Source organism: Pseudomonas sp. MS01C9 (assembly GCF_058202755.1).
Genome location: NZ_CM177073.1, coordinates 1,420,414 through 1,437,182, shown reverse-complemented (window position 1 = coordinate 1,437,182; position 16,769 = coordinate 1,420,414). Strand labels below are relative to the sequence as shown.

At 60.5% G+C, this 16,769-nt stretch carries 14 protein-coding genes, 1 tRNA gene and 1 pseudogene; 8 read left to right on the top strand and 8 right to left on the bottom strand.

Annotated features, from left to right (window positions below; all coding sequences use genetic code 11):
* Positions 1-267: 267 nt before the first annotated feature.
* The 6 genes and pseudogenes from AC1M7R_RS06615 to AC1M7R_RS06590 all read left to right on the top strand — a co-directional run bounded on the left by AC1M7R_RS06615 (position 268) and on the right by AC1M7R_RS06590 (position 7,222).
* The gene (locus tag AC1M7R_RS06615) at positions 268-1,485 is read left to right on the top strand and encodes an MFS transporter (protein ID WP_072396781.1); all 1,218 of its coding nucleotides are present in this window, start codon (positions 268-270) and stop codon (positions 1,483-1,485) included.
* 589 nt (positions 1,486-2,074) lie between these two features.
* A pseudogene (locus AC1M7R_RS06610) lies at positions 2,075-3,289 on the top strand (cache domain-containing protein); the annotation flags it as partial.
* A gap of 42 nt (positions 3,290-3,331) precedes the next feature.
* Entirely contained in the window at positions 3,332-4,237 is a 906-nt protein-coding gene (locus AC1M7R_RS06605) for a methyl-accepting chemotaxis protein (RefSeq protein ID WP_371128613.1), read from the top strand.
* 313 nt (positions 4,238-4,550) lie between these two features.
* Positions 4,551-6,104, top strand: coding sequence for a TerC family protein (locus tag AC1M7R_RS06600; protein ID WP_072459380.1), 1,554 nt, complete (start codon positions 4,551-4,553; stop codon positions 6,102-6,104).
* Positions 6,105-6,186: 82 nt separating this feature from the next.
* Positions 6,187-6,630: a DUF3592 domain-containing protein gene (locus tag AC1M7R_RS06595; protein ID WP_123397795.1), complete on the top strand. Its 444-nt coding sequence runs from the start codon at positions 6,187-6,189 to the stop codon at positions 6,628-6,630.
* 4 nt (positions 6,631-6,634) lie between these two features.
* Entirely contained in the window at positions 6,635-7,222 is a 588-nt protein-coding gene (locus AC1M7R_RS06590) for a hypothetical protein (RefSeq protein WP_072396789.1), read from the top strand.
* 95 nt (positions 7,223-7,317) lie between these two features.
* Here the strand turns inward: AC1M7R_RS06590 and ychF are convergent, their stop codons facing one another.
* The 8 genes from ychF to AC1M7R_RS06550 form a co-directional block, all read right to left on the bottom strand.
* Complete coding sequence (ychF, locus tag AC1M7R_RS06585) at positions 7,318-8,418, bottom strand: redox-regulated ATPase YchF (protein ID WP_072396791.1); 1,101 nt, start codon at positions 8,416-8,418, stop codon at positions 7,318-7,320.
* Positions 8,419-8,440: 22 nt separating this feature from the next.
* The gene (gene pth / locus AC1M7R_RS06580) at positions 8,441-9,025 is read right to left on the bottom strand and encodes an aminoacyl-tRNA hydrolase (RefSeq protein ID WP_072396792.1); all 585 of its coding nucleotides are present in this window, start codon (positions 9,023-9,025) and stop codon (positions 8,441-8,443) included.
* 166 nt (positions 9,026-9,191) lie between these two features.
* On the bottom strand, positions 9,192-9,794 hold the full coding sequence (locus AC1M7R_RS06575) for a 50S ribosomal protein L25/general stress protein Ctc (RefSeq protein ID WP_072396804.1): 603 nt from the start codon (positions 9,792-9,794) through the stop codon (positions 9,192-9,194).
* Positions 9,795-9,932: 138 nt separating this feature from the next.
* Positions 9,933-10,874: a ribose-phosphate pyrophosphokinase gene (locus AC1M7R_RS06570; protein WP_003171603.1), complete on the bottom strand. Its 942-nt coding sequence runs from the start codon at positions 10,872-10,874 to the stop codon at positions 9,933-9,935.
* A gap of 47 nt (positions 10,875-10,921) precedes the next feature.
* A tRNA-Gln gene (locus AC1M7R_RS06565) sits at positions 10,922-10,996 on the bottom strand.
* Between the two features lie 37 nt (positions 10,997-11,033).
* Positions 11,034-11,885, bottom strand: a complete 852-nt coding sequence (ispE, locus tag AC1M7R_RS06560; protein ID WP_072459377.1) for a 4-(cytidine 5'-diphospho)-2-C-methyl-D-erythritol kinase — start codon at positions 11,883-11,885, stop codon at positions 11,034-11,036.
* Between the two features lies 1 nt (position 11,886).
* Positions 11,887-12,504, bottom strand: a complete 618-nt coding sequence (lolB, locus tag AC1M7R_RS06555; RefSeq protein ID WP_072396816.1) for a lipoprotein insertase outer membrane protein LolB — start codon at positions 12,502-12,504, stop codon at positions 11,887-11,889.
* Between the two features lie 4 nt (positions 12,505-12,508).
* Positions 12,509-14,233, bottom strand: a complete 1,725-nt coding sequence (locus AC1M7R_RS06550) for a tetratricopeptide repeat protein (protein ID WP_072396818.1) — start codon at positions 14,231-14,233, stop codon at positions 12,509-12,511.
* Between the two features lie 166 nt (positions 14,234-14,399).
* On the opposite strand from AC1M7R_RS06550, the gene hemA reads away from it, so the two are divergent.
* Positions 14,400-15,689, top strand: coding sequence for a glutamyl-tRNA reductase (gene hemA, locus AC1M7R_RS06545; RefSeq protein ID WP_072396820.1), 1,290 nt, complete (start codon positions 14,400-14,402; stop codon positions 15,687-15,689).
* On the top strand, positions 15,686-16,768 hold the full coding sequence (gene prfA / locus AC1M7R_RS06540) for a peptide chain release factor 1 (protein ID WP_072396822.1): 1,083 nt from the start codon (positions 15,686-15,688) through the stop codon (positions 16,766-16,768). Before hemA ends, prfA begins: the two co-directional genes overlap by 4 nt.
* Position 16,769: the final 1 nt, after the last annotated feature.

The window sequence follows — 16,769 nt, the reverse complement described above, 5'->3', positions numbered from 1 at the left end:
CCCTTTTAAAAGGCCTCGAAAGTTTGCCCAGGTCCGCTCTGTAGGCAGGCTCTGTAGCGAAACTTCCCATTCTCGGTCCCCTTTGTAAGAGGCCGCGTCGTAGGCGATAAGCAAGGCAAGATTCAGACCATGGCTTTGAGCTATCACCTTGCTCGAGGACAATTTTTCACAGTCGATAGCTAGCTAATGGGATAGCCTTGTTGCACCGAAAAATGGCACATTGATGAACCTGCCCGTGTGCACCCATCCGATGTATGGAAACCTCCCATGGCTATCAGCAATCCCCAGGCCGGCATTGCCCCCATTCCGACCGCCACCGACAGCAGCCCCCTGGTCATGCGCATCATTGGCGCCGTGGCACTGGCGCATCTGATCAATGACCTGATCCAGGCCGTCCTGCCCTCGATCTATCCGATGCTCAAGGACAGCTACGGCCTGAGCTTTACGCAGGTGGGCCTGATCACCTTGACCTTCCAGCTCACCGCTTCGCTGCTTCAGCCCTGGGTCGGCTATCACACCGACCGGCACCCCAAGCCCTGGCTGCTGCCGGCCGGTACGGTGTGCACCCTGATCGGCATCGTGATGATGGCCATGGTGGGCAGCTTCGCCATGATCCTGCTGGCCGCCGCGCTGATCGGCATCGGTTCGTCGACTTTTCACCCGGAAGCCTCACGGGTTGCCCGACTGGCCTCGGGCGGGCGTTACGGCCTGGCGCAGTCGACGTTCCAGGTCGGCGGTAACGCCGGTTCCGCGTTCGGTCCCTTGCTGGCGGCGGCGATCATCGTTCCATACGGGCAGGGAAATGTGGCCTGGTTCGGTCTGTTCGCGCTGTTCGCCCTGTTTGTGCTGTACCGCATCAGCCGCTGGTACGCCAATCACCTGAACCTGTTCAAGCTCAGGCAGGGCCAGGCGGCCACCCATGGTTTGTCCAGGGGACGGGTACTCAGTGCGCTGGTGGTGTTGGGGCTGTTGGTGTTCTCCAAGTATTTCTACATGGCCAGTTTCACCAGCTATTTCACTTTCTACCTGATCGAGAAGTTCGACCTGTCGGTGGCCTCCTCGCAGTTGTACCTGTTCCTGTTCCTCGGCGCAGTGGCGGCGGGCACGTTCTTCGGCGGTCCTATCGGCGACCGGATCGGGCGCAAGGCGGTCATCTGGTTCTCGATCCTGGGCGTGGCGCCGTTCACCTTGATCCTGCCCCATGTCGACCTGCTGTGGACCAGCATTCTCAGCGTGGTCATCGGTTTCATCCTGGCGTCGGCGTTCTCGGCCATCGTGGTGTACGCCCAGGAACTGGTGCCGGGTAATGTCGGAATGATCGCCGGAGTGTTCTTCGGGCTCATGTTCGGCTTCGGCGGGATCGGTGCCGCGTTGCTGGGGCATCTGGCGGACATCCATGGCATCGAGCATGTGTACTGGCTGTGTTCGTTCCTGCCTCTGCTGGGTGTGTTGGCGATCTTTCTGCCAAGGACCAAGAAAGCCTGAGGCGGGCGGTAGCGATGTGGCAGGGGACCCCAGGTCCCTTGCCACGGGCTGTGTTCAACGCTGTATTCGACGAGGGTGAAAAAGAGCGGCCGGCCCCGTCGGCGTAGTTGCCCATCCTTTGGAATAACCGTGGCGAACGTCCAATCAGTAGCCGACGAGTCAGTGCCGTTACTACCAAAGTACTGATTTGTATAAGTCCTAAGTTGATGTTGTAGAAATATTGCCCGTGCTAATTTGCTGCCGTGGTTGTTGGTTTGAATGGATTCTGCGGCTTTATTCAAGGTGACCCTGGGTTACAGCAGAAGTGGGCTTCTACATTCTTTCCGCCTATCACCCTCGTGTCGTCGAAATAACGCCTCCGGTCTTTGATTCGAACGCCTCTACCGCCGCCCGGTGAATAGAGCGATGAACCTTGCCCCCACCTGCCACGTTCATGCTGATGAGTCAGCTGTATCGCCGTGCCCCTGAAGGCGTTCGCCTGAGAAACGGCGTAAGCAGCAACGATCGTTTGTTATCCGCCACGTCGTGCACACGTTGGAATGCCGTCGTCGTTGACGTCGGCAATAAATAGAATCAGGCAGGGGTTGATATGAAGTTCAAGTCATTGCAGGCACGCATTTGTGTCACGGCGGGCGTATGCCTGTTTGTCTCATCGATCAGCCTGGTTGTGTACGGGCTCTTCAGTGCTCGGGCCAATGAGCAATATGTCGCGACCGAAGTCAGCGCGCTGATTGAAAAGTCGACCATCCGGGAAATCCAGAACCTGGCCGAGTCCCGTGCCAATGCCATCCAGGCCAGGCTGCAGAATGCGCTGGATGCGGCCCGTACGATGGCCAATACCTTTGCCGCCAGCAAGGTGGCGCAAAGCCCCCTGGCCCTGGGACGGGAACAGATCAACAGCGTCCTGCTCGGCGTGCTCAAGGATAACCCGGACTTCAACGGTACCTATTCCTGCTGGGAGCCCAATGCGCTGGACGGGCAGGATGCTGCGTTCCGCAATGCCGAGGACGGCAACAATCCGCTGACCGGCCGCTTCACCCCGTATTGGACACGCAGTGCCGACGGCCATATCGCGGTGCAGCCCCTGGTCGAATACGACTCTGCGGACCGTCACCCCAACGGTGTGCCCAAGGGCGGCTGGTACAGCGGGCCGCGCGATACCCTGAAGGAGAGTGTGCTGGACCCCATTCCCTATGTGGTCCAGGGCAAGAACGTCTGGCTGACGACTCTGTCGGTCCCCATCGTGGCCAACGGCAAGTTCTATGGGGTGGTCGGAGCGGACTTCGATATCGCCTTTATCCAGAAGCTCAGCGAGCAGATGTCCGCTGAACTCTACGACGGTAAAGGTACCGTCACTATCTTGAGTAACCAGGGACTGGTAGTGGCCGACAGTCGGCGTACCGATCTGATTGGCCAGCCCATCAAGGCCCTGTTGCCTGGGTCGTGGGAAAAAGTGCTTCGCGACATCCAGGGCGGGCAGGGCGATGGCTTGCTCAACCCGCAGACGCAGGACATCGAAGTGCTGATGCCCATCAGCCTGGGTCGCACGGGCAAGCCATGGGCGGTGCTGATTCGCCTGCCCAAGGCCGTGGTCATGAGCCAGGCCATCGCCCTCGAACAAGAGCTGCAGGCGCGCAGCATCAACAACAGCATCTGGCAGGTGTCGGCGGGGATGCTCATCTCGCTGCTGGCCTTGGCTGCCTTGTGGTTTGCCGCCGCGAAAATCGTCGGGCCGATTCGCGAGGCCGCAGCCTTGGCCGCCAATATCAGCCTGGGGGATTTTTCCCGGCGCCTGGTGCAGAAATCCGAGGATGAAGTGGGCCAGCTGTCGGCCGCGCTCAACGACATGTCCGAAAGCCTGCAGCGGCAGGTCCGGGTGGCCGAGCGCATTTCCGAGGGCGATCTGGACCTGGAGGTGCGCTTGTCCTCGCCCAACGACACCCTTGGCAAGTCCCTGGAGAAAATGGTCAGTAACCTCAACCAGCTGATCTGCGAAGTCCAGGCCAGCGCCACCCAGATTACCGGCAGCTCGGCCCAGGTCACCGACCTGAGCCAGTCGTTATCCGAAGGGGCGTCCAACTCCGCATCGTCCATCACTGAAATCAGTGCCGTGATGACGCAGATGGCCGCGCAGACCAGGGACAACGCCGACAACGCCAGGAAAGCCGATGAGCAGTCACAGGCTTCGAGGGCCGATGCGGGTGAGAGTGACAAGCTGATGAGCGAGCTGATTGCCGCCATGACCGAGATCGACAACTCGGGCAAGGACATCACGGCGATCATCACCACCATCGATAACATTGCCGCGCAAACCAACCTGCTGGCCCTCAATGCAGCCATCGAAGCGGCCCGGGCGGGTGAGCTGGGACGCGGTTTCGCCGTGGTGGCCGATGAAGTGCGCAGCCTGGCTGCCCGCAGCGCCGAGGCCGCGCAGCAGACGGCGGCGTTGATCGCCGACTCCTCGAGCAAGACCCAGCGGGGCATGATCATCGCGGGCCGGACTGCTGAGTCCTTGAAGAACATCGTCAATGGCACCAGCGCGGTTTCCAATCTGGTCTCGCTGATCTACCAGGCGTCCAGCGAGCAAGCGTCGGGCTTGCAGCAGGCCAGTATCGGGCTGGAGCAGATCGATGAGGTGACGCAGAAAAACCAGTCGAACTCGCAAGAATGCGCAGTGGCTGCCAAGGACCTTTCGGAGCGGGCCTCGTTGATGCAGCGGGTGCTGGGACGCTTCAAAGTCAAGAGAGGCTGAGCGCTACAGATCTGCGCCGGATGAAAAAATCCCCAGCGATGCCGGGGATTCTCCGGGGCCGAGCCGTGGGGCAGCGGGGGCATCGCTGTCTCCATGGGCTGGGTGTTGTCAGATCCGGTAATAATTCATCAGGCATGAGGCGTTCGGAAACGTTGTAGGATTTTTTTCCCCTATTTCTTTTCAGGTCTCTATGAACGCCCCGCTGGAACCTCCCTGTCGTCTGTTTCAATGCACGCCCCCCAAGGGTTCGCTTCACGTCGATAGGCATGCGCCTGCGCCATTGCCCTCGATGCTGCGAAAGGAGCTGTAATCCATGGAATGGATCGTCGACCCCACGGCATGGCTTGGCCTGCTGACCCTGATCGTGCTGGAGCTGGTGCTCGGCATCGATAACCTCGTATTCATTGCCATCCTGGCGGACAAGCTGCCACCCGCGCAGCGCGATCGTGCGCGGATCATCGGTCTGTCCCTGGCGCTGTTGATGCGCCTTGGCCTGTTGGCCAGCATTTCCTGGATGGTGACCCTGACCGCGCCGTTGTTCGAAGTCTTCGGCAAGACGTTTTCGGGACGGGACCTGATCATGCTGTTCGGGGGTGTGTTCCTGTTGTTCAAGGCCACCATGGAGTTGCATGAACGCCTCGAAGGCCATGTGGTGCAACGCTCGGGTCAGGGTGCCTATGCGATGTTCTGGCCGATCGTCGCGCAGATCGTGGTACTCGATGCGGTCTTTTCGCTGGACGCCGTGATCACGGCGGTGGGCATGGTAGAGCACTTATCGGTCATGATGATCGCGGTGATTTTCTCCATCGGCTTGATGATCATCGCAAGCAAGCCCCTGACGCGCTTCGTCAACAGCCATCCCACCGTCATCATGCTTTGTCTTGGCTTCCTGATGATGATCGGCTTCAGCCTCACCGCGGAAGGTCTGGGTTTCCATATTCCGAAAGGCTACCTGTATGCCGCGATTGGCTTCTCGATCCTGATCGAGCTGTTCAACCAGGTGGCTCGCCTGCGTCGCAGGAAGAGCCTGCACGGACAGCGCCCCATGCGCGAGCGTACCGCCCACGCCGTCCTGCGGTTATTGGGGGGACGCAAGCCGGATGCCGACGAGGTGGGTGAGGAGATCGCCGACATGCTGGCGGGCGATGACACCGACCAGGTGTTCGACCGACGCGAACGCGTCATGATCAGCGGGGTGTTGCAATTGGCAGAGCGCCCCATCCGTACGGTGATGACTCCCCGTGCCGAGGTTGATCACATCGATGTGGCCGACTCGCCCGAGAACATTCGTACACGGCTGATGCATTCGTCGTACTCCCGGTTGCCCTTGATCCGGGAAGGGCGGGTGGATGAGCCATTGGGTTTTGTCCACAAGAAAGAGCTGTTCAAGGAACTGCTGGCCGGCAACCAGCCGAATCTGCAAACCATGGCCCGCAAGGCGATCAACCTGCTGGATACCTTCACGATTCTCAACGCGTTGGAGCAGATGCGCAAAGAGTCGACCCACATCGCGTTTGTGGTGAACGAATTCGGTGACTTCGTGGGGCTACTCACCATGACCGATATCCTTGAGTCCATCGCCGGTGAGTTGCCCGATGCCAGTGAAATCGAAGGGCCGAATATCGTGGCCCGGGAAGACGGCTTTCTGGTCAGTGGCGCGTTGAATCTCAGCCAGGTTGGCGAGCACACGGGCTTGCAGGCGAAAGCCACGGACGACTACCAGACCTTGGCCGGGATGGTCATGAGCTTGCTGGACCGTCTGCCTGTCATCGGCGACCGGCTCAATTGGCAGGAATGGAGCATGACGGTGGTGGAGGTCCAGGAACGTCGAGTGACGAGGGTGCTGCTGCGGAAAGAGGAGGCATAAAAGGAGCGAGGCTTCAGGTGCGGCAGGGGCAGGCTTCTTGCTATCCTGCCCCTCTCTTTCATGGACGAGTACTGAGATAACCATGGCTAACGACACCCCGTCGCGGATCGGCAACCTGTTGCTGGGCCTGCTTTTTGCCCTGATTGGTATCGGCTTGCTGAGCGTTGCCGTCAATCTCACACTGGAGCGACGCGAGTTCCTCGCCCATGCACAGAGCGCCGATGGCGTTGTCAGTCGCTTGAATGCCGGTGGCTCGCACCCCGAGATCGCCTTCACCACCGCCAATGGTGAAAAAATTTCCTACCCCCAAGGCGGCTTCATCTTCGGCTATCGACAGGATCAGCCGGTACGGGTGCATTACCTGCCCGAGCAGCCGACAGGCAGCTCCATCGTCGATGACCCGTTCGCACTGTGGGGAACCCCCGGTGTATTGGGGCTGATCGGTCTGGTATTCACCCTTGTCGGTCTGGTGAAAGTCACTCGACACCGTGGCCGCGGTGCGGCTCATTCACCTAAAGGACTTTGAACGTATGAGCTACAACATTCCACTCCCGGTCAACGAAAGTCGCTGGCAGTACCAGACCGCCAGTGGCGGCGGCCTGACCGTGGTCATGGTGGCGGGCAGTGGCGGCTCGATCATCCTGCGTTCGCCCCAGGGCGAGGACGTCAGCTACCGCTACGGCGGCGTTGGAGTCGGCGTCGGCTTTGGCGCGAGGCTGCCACGTTTCGGCAAGATCAATATCCAGATCAAGGGCAAGAGCGTGGCTGGCGTGGGTGCGGCGGAGGCCTTCCCCAGCACGGGCAAGGTGTTTGTCAGCGATGCCTTGGTCGACCGCGATCTGACCAGTGACGACATCACCGGACCCTGCATGTACACCGAAGTGGGCGTGGGGCTGGTGGCGGGCGGTTCGGCCACAGCGTTGCTGTTCGGGCTTGACCCCAAGTTGCTGGCATTGTCGGTGGCCCTGAGCTCCAACCCGGCGACTTCGCTCATTGCGTCCACCACGGTCAACCGGCAACTGGCGCGGTCTGCCAAAGGGGCGCTGGTCATGGCTGGCTTGAACGCCGGCGTGCAGGCCGGTGGCGGTGCCGCGATCTACATGGGCTATCTGTTCTAGGGGTTTTCCAGCGCCGGATGATCAAACGATCCTGGAAGTAGCCCACACACGAAAAAGCCGCGAATCAACGCGGCTTTTTCGATGCCAGATGAGGCTTAGACGTTGAAGCGGAAGTGCATCACGTCGCCATCCTTGACGATGTAATCCTTGCCTTCCAGACGCCATTTACCCGCTTCCTTGGCCCCGGCTTCGCCCTTGTACTGGATGAAGTCGGCGTAGGCGATGACTTCGGCGCGGATGAAGCCTTTTTCGAAGTCGGTGTGGATCACCCCGGCCGCTTGCGGGGCAGTGGCGCCGACGCGGACGGTCCAGGCGCGGACTTCCTCCACTCCGGCGGTGAAGTAGGTCTGCAGGTTCAGCATTTCATAACCGGCACGGATCACGCGGTTCAGGCCAGGTTCTTCAAGGCCCAGGGCCTCCAGGAACATGTCCTTCTCCTCGCCGTCGTCCAGCTCGGCGATTTCCGCTTCGATCTTGTTGCAGACCGGAACCACCATGGCGCCTTCTTCTTCGGCGATGGCCTTGACCACGTCCAGGTGCGGGTTGTTCTCGAAGCCGTCTTCAGCCACGTTGGCAATGTACATGACCGGCTTGGTGGTCAGCAGATGGAAGCCCTTGATCACAAGCTTCTCTTCGGCGCTCATGTTCTTCATCAGGCTGCGTGCGGGCTTGCCTTCGGTGAAGTGAGCGATCAATTGCTCCAGCAGGCCTTTCTGGGCAACTGCGTCCTTGTCGCCGCCCTTGGCATTGCGGGCGACTTTCTGCAGTTGTTTTTCGCAGCTGTCGAGGTCTGCGAAGATCAGTTCCAGGTCGATGATCTCGATGTCGCGTTTCGGGTCGACGCTGTTGGAAACGTGGATCACGTTCTCGTCTTCGAAGCAGCGCACCACGTGGGCGATGGCGTCGGTTTCGCGGATGTTGGCGAGGAATTTGTTACCCAGGCCTTCGCCCTTCGAGGCGCCGGCCACGAGACCCGCGATATCGACGAACTCCATGGTGGTCGGCAGGATACGCTTGGGATTGACGATAGCCGCCAGTGCATCCAGGCGCGCATCCGGCATCGGTACGATACCGCTGTTCGGCTCGATGGTGCAGAAGGGGAAGTTCTCGGCCGCGATACCGGATTTGGTCAGGGCGTTGAACAGGGTGGACTTGCCGACGTTAGGCAGGCCGACGATGCCGCAATTGAATCCCATGGTGTTTCCCCGAGAGTTAGAGTCAGGCCTTCTGGCTGTGCAGGTTTTTCATCGCGCGGTTCCATTCACCGGCGAGGATATCCGGCAGCACGCCGAGGGCAAAGTCGATGCTGGCATCGAGTTTTTCCTGTTCGGCGCGAGGTGCGCGACCCAGGACAAAATTTGAAACCATACTGGCGACGCCCGGGTGGCCTATGCCGAGCCGCAGGCGGTGAAAGGTATTCTGATTACCCAGCTGCGCGATGATGTCGCGCAACCCGTTGTGACCGCCATGGCCGCCGCCCTGCTTGAGCTTGGCGACGCCCGGAGGCAGATCGAGTTCGTCGTGGGCCACCAGGATTTCTTCAGGCTTGATGCGGAAGAAACCGGCCAATGCCGCCACGGCCTGGCCGCTACGGTTCATGTAGGTGGTGGGAATCAACAGACGAACGTCCTGACCCTGATGCGAAAAACGCCCGGTCAGGCCGAAATACTTGCGATCGGCCGTCAGGCTGACGCCTTGTGCGTGCGCGATGCGCTCAACAAAAAGGGCCCCTGCGTTATGCCGGGTCTGTTCGTATTCGGTGCCTGGATTTCCCAGGCCAACGATCAGTTTGATGGCAGTCACGATAGGGGCCCTTCCTGGAGTGTGGATAACAAGGTCGCGGTCAGGTGCTTTGGCGACAGTGGACGAAAATTGCGGATCTACCCTTGAGTAAACTTCGCGTTCCCGCCCGCTGCCTCGCTACGTTCCAGTCCGCGATGTTTCCGGTCACTCCGGCGACAGAGTGAAATTACTCTGCAGCGCCTTCTTCGGTAGCTTCTGGAGCAACACGTGGAGCGTGGACGTTGGCAACAGCCTTGTCATCGCCGTGTGCCAGGGCCACGAATTCAACGCCTTTAGGCGCCTTCAGGTCGGACAGGTGAATGATCGTGCCGATTTCAGCGTCAGCCAGGTCGACTTCGATGAATTCAGGCAGGTCCTTCGGCAGGCAGGAAACTTCCAGTTCGGAAGTCACGTGCGAGATCTCGCCGCCTTTCTTGACTGGCGCCGCTTCGTTGATGAAGTGCACTGGAACGGTGGCGGTCAGCTTCTGGCCAGCGACGACGCGAACGAAGTCAGCGTGCATGATGAACTGCTTGGCCGGGTGACGCTGCATTGCCTTGACGATCACGTCTTGCTTCTTGCCGTCGACGTTCAGCTCGATCACGTGGCTGAAAGCAGCCTCGTCTTCGAACAGCTTGGCGACTTCCTTGGCCAGCATGGTGATGGACTCAGGAGCCTTGTCACCGCCGTATACAACGGCAGGAACCTGGTTGGCGAGACGACGCAGGCGGCGGCTCGCACCTTTCCCCAGGTCGGTACGCGCTTGGGCGTTCAGGATGAAATCAGTCATTTTGTATCTCCAAAATAGCCATTGCGGCTGACGCCTGCGACCGACGTCAAAGCAGCATGGGCAAAAAAGCCCCGCCCCAACATGAGTGTTGGGGCGGGGCGCTTTTCGTCAGCGGGATGTCATCGAAAGGCAGGGCCCTTAACGGAACATCGCGCTGATCGATTCTTCATTGCTGATGCGGCGAACCGCTTCGGCAACAACCGGTGCGATATCCAGTTGACGGATACGTGCACAGGCTTGTGCGGCGGCGGACAGCGGGATGGTGTTGGTCACCACCAGCTCGTCCAGCACGGAATTTTCAATGTTCTCGATTGCCCGACCCGACAGCACCGGGTGGGTGCAGTAGGCGAAGACCTTGGCCGCGCCATGCTCTTTCAGAGCCTTGGCCGCATGGCACAGGGTGCCGGCGGTATCGACCATGTCATCGACCAGGATGCAGGTGCGTCCTTCGACGTCGCCGATGATATGCATCACTTCGGAGTGATTGGCTTTCTCACGACGCTTGTCGATGATGCCCAGATCCACGCCCAGGGATTTGGCAACGGCACGTGCACGCACGACGCCGCCAATGTCCGGGGACACGATCATCAGGTTCTCGAAACGCTGGTCTTCGATGTCATCCACCAGAACCGGGGAGCCGTAGATGTTATCCACGGGAATATCGAAGAAGCCTTGGATCTGGTCAGCGTGCAGATCAACCGTGAGGACACGGTCGATGCCGACTACGGTCAGCATGTCAGCTACGACTTTCGCGCTGATCGCCACGCGCGCGGAACGCGGACGGCGATCCTGGCGAGCATAACCAAAGTAAGGGATAACAGCAGTGATACGAGTCGCCGAGGAACGACGGAAGGCATCAGCCATCACGACGAGTTCCATCAGGTTATCGTTGGTCGGAGCGCAAGTCGGCTGAATAATGAAGACGTCTTTACCGCGAACGTTTTCATTGATCTCGGCAGTGATTTCACCGTCGGAGAACTTGCCGACAGAGATGTCACCGAGAGGGATATGCAGCTGACGTACTACACGCCGAGCCAGATCGGGGTTAGCGTTCCCCGTAAAGACCATCATCTTGGACACGCGCAGTACCTGAAGGCTGAGGGTATACCTGGATGAGTATAGGAAAATGGCAGGGGCGGCTGGATTCGAACCAACGCATGGCAGGATCAAAACCTGCTGCCTTACCGCTTGGCGACGCCCCTGTATCTGTTGCTGCGAGTGCCGTGCACTCGATTCCTTTTAGAGCAGGTCCTGCAGCTTGCGATGCAACATCGAAACGTTGCTTCCTTTTGCTACAAACCCTGTAAGGGTCTCTGTAAGAAGGGCCGAGACTTTATCAGCTTCAGCTTTGCTTGGGAAGCCCCCAAACACACAACTTCCAGTTCCGGTGAGTTTTGCTTCGGTAAATTTACCTAGCAAATTCAAAGCGTTACGAACATCTGGATAACGCCTCGCTACCACCGGTAAGCAGTCATTTCGACTGTTTCCCTTGGGAACGGGGCGCACTTTAATGGGAGGAGAGTTACGTGTCAACAGTGGATCTGAAAAAATTTCTGCTGTACTTACAGATACTTGCGGCACCAGTACCAGGTACCAGGGTTCCTCGGGCTCTACCGGCGTGAGTTTTTCCCCCACGCCCTCGGCGAAAGCCGCATGGCCACGCACGAAAACCGGGACGTCGGCCCCCAGGGTCAGGCCCAGCGCCGCCAGGCGATCCATGTCCCAATCCAGCTGCCAGAGGTGGTTGAGTCCCAGCAGCGTCGTCGCCGCATTCGAGCTGCCGCCACCGATACCACCGCCCATGGGCAGGATTTTTTCGATCCAGATGTCGACGCCCAGCGAACATCCGGATTGCTCCCGGAGTCTGTTCGCGGCCTTGACGATCAGGTTGCTGTCGTGGGGAACACCCTCGAATTCGGTATGCAGGCGAATCTCGCCGTCCTCGCGCACGGCGAAGGTGATTTCGTCGCCGTAGTCGAGAAACTGGAAAATCGTCTGCAGCTCGTGATAACCGTCCGGGCGACGGCCGAGGATGTGCAGCATCAGGTTCAGCTTGGCCGGCGAGGGCAGCGTCAGGCGTGCGGCGGTCATGTCATTGCCCCAGCTTGCGCGGCTGCCATTGCTTGATCACCAGCGTGACGTCCAGGTTGCTGCCGTGCAGCTTGATTCGCTCGGGCAGCCAGTAGCCGTTCTGCTGGGCATAGCTGAGGTATTCGATCTGCCAGTCGTCCTGCTCCAGGTTGGACAGGCGGCTGTCGGCGTCGAGGGTCAGGCGGCTCTTGCTGTCCGGTGCGGGCAGTCCGCGAACCCACCAGGTCAGGTGGGAGACCGGCAATTTCCAGCCCAGCTGCTCTTCCAGCAGCGCTTCGGGCGTCGGGGCGTCGTAGCGCCCCTGGTTGGCGACTTCCAGCGAAACCTGGCCTGGACGGCCAGTCAATCGCGCTGCGCCGCGCCCCAGCGGACCGGACAGGCGGATGTCGTAGTAGTCCTGGCGTTGCAGCCAGAACAGCGTGCCGCTGCCCGAATCCTTCGGGGCGCGAATGCCGATCTTGCCGTCGATCTGCCAGCCGTCGAGGCCGCTCAGTTGTTCCTTGTGCTCACGCCATTGGGCCGGGTTGCCATGGCCCTGGACGGATTCACGGGCGCCAAAGCCCGCGCAACCGGCGAGCAGGGCGATGAAGCTGAAAACGATGAAGTGGCGCAAAAACATGGTCTTAAAGAGTCTCTGATCCGGTCAGGCGTTTGATGGTGCCGCGCAGGATGGGGCTGTCAGGCTGTTCCTTGAGGAACTTGCTCCAGACCTGCCGCGCTTCGCGTTGCTTGCCGTTGGCCCACAGGACTTCGCCCAGGTGAGCCGCGACTTCCTGGTCGGGAAAGCGCTCCAGGGCCTGGCGCAACAGACGTTCGGCTTCGTCGAGGTTCCCCAGGCGATAATTCACCCAGCCCAGGCTGTCGAGGACCGCCGGGTCTTCCGGGTTGATCTGGTGGGCCTTCTCGATCAGTACCTTGGCCTCGTCATAGCGCGTGGTACGGTCCGACAGGGTGTAGCCGAGGGCATTGAGGGCCATGGCATTGTCGGGATCGCGCTGGATGATCAGGCGCAGGTCTTTTTCCATCTGGGCCAGGTCATTGCGTTTTTCCGCCTGCATGGCGCGGGTGTAGAGCAGGTTCAGGTCGTCCGGGTACTGCTTGAGCGCTTGCTGCAGCACGTTCCAGGCCTTGTCGCCCTGATTGTTGGCCGACAGCGTCTCGGCTTCGATCAGGTACAACTGGATCCCGTAGTCGGGCTGGGCGTCGCGCTGGACGGACAGGCGGCTCTGGGCCTCGGCGGTCTTGCCGTTGCTCATCAGGATATCGGCCTGGCGCAACTGTGCCGGCAGATAGTCGTTGCCTGGGCCGACCTGGGCGTATTCGATCAGCGCGGTCTCGGGGTCGTTGCGTTCTTCGGCGATGCGGCCCAGGTTCAGATGCGCCGAATCGACGTGGCTCTCCCGGGCGATCAGGTCTTCCAGGTAACCCTTGGCCTCTTCCCAGGCCTTGGCTTCCAGGCAAACCAGTGCCAGGGAGTAACGCAGTTCGTCGTCTTCAGGGTATTGCTGGACCAGGCTGGAAAACTCCACCTTGGCGTCGTCCATGCGGTTGTTTTCCACCAGCATGCGCGCGTAGGTCAGACGCAGGCGTTTGTCGTCCGGGTATTTCCTGATGCTTTTTTCCAGCAGCGGCAGGGCCTCGTCACCGCGATTCAAGCCTTGCAGCAGGCGTGCCCGCAGCAGGATCGGCGCCACCTCGCCGGCTTCCGGCGGGTTGTCTTCCAGCAGGGTGAGGGCGCCTTGGGAGTCGCCATCCTGCTGCAGCAGCAGTGCCTTGCCGAAAATCAGCTGGCCGTTGTTCGGGTGGCGTTGTAGCAAACGGTCGAAACTCTTCATCAGGCCGCTGCGGGTTTCCTGGTCGGTATCGGCCGCCGATAGCGCCAGGAAGTCGAAGTGGGTGTCGCCCTTGCCCAGCAGCACCTTCTCCATATACAGCATGGAGTCGTCGTAGCGTCCGGCGCGGGCCAGTTGCACGGCGGCGGCGCGTTGCGCCTCGAGGTCGTCCGGGGCGTTTTTCGCCCAGATCATGGCGGTGTCCAGCGCGGCCTGGTCGGCTCCCAGGTATTCGGCGATGCGAAACGCCCGCTCGGAAATGCCGGGGTCCTGGGTATTGATGGCCTGGGTCACGTAATTGTCCAGGGCAATGTCGAAACGATTGCGCTGGCCGGCCAGTTCGGCGCTCAACAGGCTGAAGATGGTTTCTTCGCTGAACGAGCCGTAGACCTTGGGCTTTTCAGGTGCCTGCGTACTGTCTTCGACCGGCGGCGTGCCGTCCGTCGAAACGGGGTCCATGGACTGGCAGCCACTGAGCAGGGCAAGAGCGAGGAGCAACGCGGAAGATCTATTCATATAGGAAGAGGACGACTAACCTGCGGTCGGATCATCATGACACAAGCCTTCGACCAAAACATAACCGCCCCGTCGATTTACCCGCAGCGATAGAGATCGGGTGGGTTGTTCTGAATCTGGCGAAGTAGGACAATTGCCGGCTTCACGTCACAATCAGCGACCTTGAATGGCCTTCCTTGCACTTGGTATTAACCACAAGACTGCTTCAGTAGACGTCCGCGAGCGCGTGGCCTTTACGCCCGAGCAGCTGGTTGAGGCCCTGCAGCAGCTTTGCCGACTCACCGAGAGCCGCGAGGCTGCGATCCTCTCCACCTGCAATCGCAGCGAGCTTTATATAGAACAGGATCACGTTTCGGTCGATTCAGTGCTGCGCTGGCTGGCCGAATATCACGACCTGAGTCTCGACGAGCTGCGCGCCAGTGCCTATGTGCATGAAGACGATGCGGCCGTTCGTCACATGATGCGCGTCGCCTCGGGGCTCGACTCGCTGGTGTTGGGCGAACCGCAGATTCTCGGGCAGATGAAGTCTGCCTATGCGGTGGCCCGCGAGGCCGGCACCGTCGGTCCGTTGCTGGGGCGGTTGTTCCAGGCCACGTTCAACGCAGCCAAGCAGGTGCGTACCGACACCGCCATCGGCGAGAACCCGGTGTCCGTCGCGTTTGCCGCGGTCAGCCTGGCGAAGCAGATCTTCAGCGACCTGCAGCGCAGCCAGGCGCTGCTGATCGGCGCGGGCGAAACCATCACCCTGGTGGCTCGTCATCTCCACGACCTGGGGGTCAAGCGCATCGTGGTGGCCAACCGGACCCTGGAGCGAGCCAGTACCCTGGCCGAACAGTTCGGCGCCCACGCGGTGCTGCTATCGGATATCCCGTCCGAGCTGGTGCACAGCGACATCGTGATCAGTTCCACCGCCAGCCAGTTGCCGATCCTCGGCAAGGGCGCTGTGGAAAGCGCCCTGAAGCTGCGCAAGCACAAACCGATCTTCATGGTGGACATCGCCGTTCCCCGGGACATCGAGCCGGAAGTCGGCGAACTGGACGACGTTTATCTCTACAGTGTCGATGACCTTCACGAGGTGGTTGCCGAGAACCTCAAGAGTCGTCAAGGCGCGGCCCAGGCGGCGGAAGAGATGATCACCGTCGGGGCCGAGGATTTCATGGTGCGCCTGCGCGAGCTGGCGGCCGTGGACGTGCTCAAGGCCTATCGCCAACAGAGCGAGCGCCTGCGCGACGAAGAACTGCAAAAGGCCCAGCGTCTTTTGGCCAACGGTGGCAATGCCGAGGAAGTGCTGGTGCAACTGGCCCGCGGCTTGACCAACAAACTGCTTCACGCGCCCAGTGTCCAGCTCAAGAAGTTGACCGCCGAGGGCCGTCTCGATGCGCTGGCCATGGCCCAGGAACTCTTTGCCCTCGGTGAGGGTTCACCGAATGGCTTTTCGGATAAAAAATCGCAATGAAAGCGTCACTGCTCAATAAACTGGACGTTCTCCAGGACCGTTTCGAGGAACTGACCGCCTTGCTGGGCGATGGTGAAGTCATTTCCGACCAGAACAAGTTCCGCACCTACTCCAAGGAGTACGCGGAAGTCGAGCCGATTGTCGCGACCTATAAACAGTTGCTCAAAGTGCAGGAAGACCTCGCTGGCGCCCAGGCATTGCTCAAGGACAGCGACCCGGACATGCGTGAGATGGCGGTCGAGGAAGTCCGCGAGGCCAAGGAGCGGCTGGTCGAGCTGGAGAGTGATCTGCAGCGCATGCTGCTGCCCAAGGACCCGAACGACGGGCGCAACGTATTCCTCGAGATCCGGGCCGGTACGGGCGGCGACGAGGCGGCGATCTTTTCCGGCGATCTGTTCCGCATGTATTCGCGTTACGCCGAGCGTCGTGGCTGGCGGGTCGAGATTCTCTCGGAGAACGAAGGTGAACACGGCGGCTACAAGGAAGTCATCGCCCGGGTCGAGGGCGACAACGTCTATGGCAAGCTGAAGTTCGAGTCCGGAGCCCATCGCGTGCAGCGTGTGCCGGCCACCGAATCCCAGGGCCGTATCCATACCTCGGCCTGTACCGTGGCGGTATTGCCCGAGCCGGATGAGCAGGAAGCCATCGAAATCAACCCGGCGGACCTGCGGATCGACACCTATCGTTCCTCCGGCGCCGGCGGTCAGCACGTCAACAAGACCGACTCGGCGATCCGTATTACCCACTTGCCCTCGGGCATCGTGGTCGAATGCCAGGAAGAGCGTTCCCAGCACAAGAACCGGGCACGGGCCATGGCCTGGCTGTCGGCCAAGCTCAACGACCAGCAGGCCAGCGCCGCGGCCAGTGCCATCGCCAGCGAGCGCAAGCTGCTGGTGGGATCGGGGGACCGTTCCGAGCGGATCCGGACCTACAACTTCGCCCAAGGGCGGGTGACCGACCACCGGATCAACCTGACGTTGTATTCCCTCGACGAGATCCTTGCCGGTGGCGTCGAGGCCGTGATCGAGCCGTTGCTGGCCGAATACCAGGCCGACCAACTGGCCGCGATTGGCGAGTAAG

Coding starts and splice junctions, on each gene's coding strand:
- ispE (WP_072459377.1), bottom strand. CDS start 11,885: ATGACCGCCGCACGCCTGACGCTGCCCTCGCCGGCCAAGCTGAACCTG.
- AC1M7R_RS06595 (WP_123397795.1), top strand. CDS start 6,187: ATGGCTAACGACACCCCGTCGCGGATCGGCAACCTGTTGCTGGGCCTG.
- ychF (WP_072396791.1), bottom strand. CDS start 8,418: ATGGGATTCAATTGCGGCATCGTCGGCCTGCCTAACGTCGGCAAGTCC.
- hemA (WP_072396820.1), top strand. CDS start 14,400: ATGGCCTTCCTTGCACTTGGTATTAACCACAAGACTGCTTCAGTAGAC.
- AC1M7R_RS06600 (WP_072459380.1), top strand. CDS start 4,551: ATGGAATGGATCGTCGACCCCACGGCATGGCTTGGCCTGCTGACCCTG.
- AC1M7R_RS06590 (WP_072396789.1), top strand. CDS start 6,635: ATGAGCTACAACATTCCACTCCCGGTCAACGAAAGTCGCTGGCAGTAC.
- AC1M7R_RS06605 (WP_371128613.1), top strand. CDS start 3,332: ATGTCCGAAAGCCTGCAGCGGCAGGTCCGGGTGGCCGAGCGCATTTCC.
- lolB (WP_072396816.1), bottom strand. CDS start 12,504: ATGTTTTTGCGCCACTTCATCGTTTTCAGCTTCATCGCCCTGCTCGCC.
- AC1M7R_RS06575 (WP_072396804.1), bottom strand. CDS start 9,794: ATGACTGATTTCATCCTGAACGCCCAAGCGCGTACCGACCTGGGGAAA.
- AC1M7R_RS06615 (WP_072396781.1), top strand. CDS start 268: ATGGCTATCAGCAATCCCCAGGCCGGCATTGCCCCCATTCCGACCGCC.
- AC1M7R_RS06550 (WP_072396818.1), bottom strand. CDS start 14,233: ATGAATAGATCTTCCGCGTTGCTCCTCGCTCTTGCCCTGCTCAGTGGC.
- prfA (WP_072396822.1), top strand. CDS start 15,686: ATGAAAGCGTCACTGCTCAATAAACTGGACGTTCTCCAGGACCGTTTC.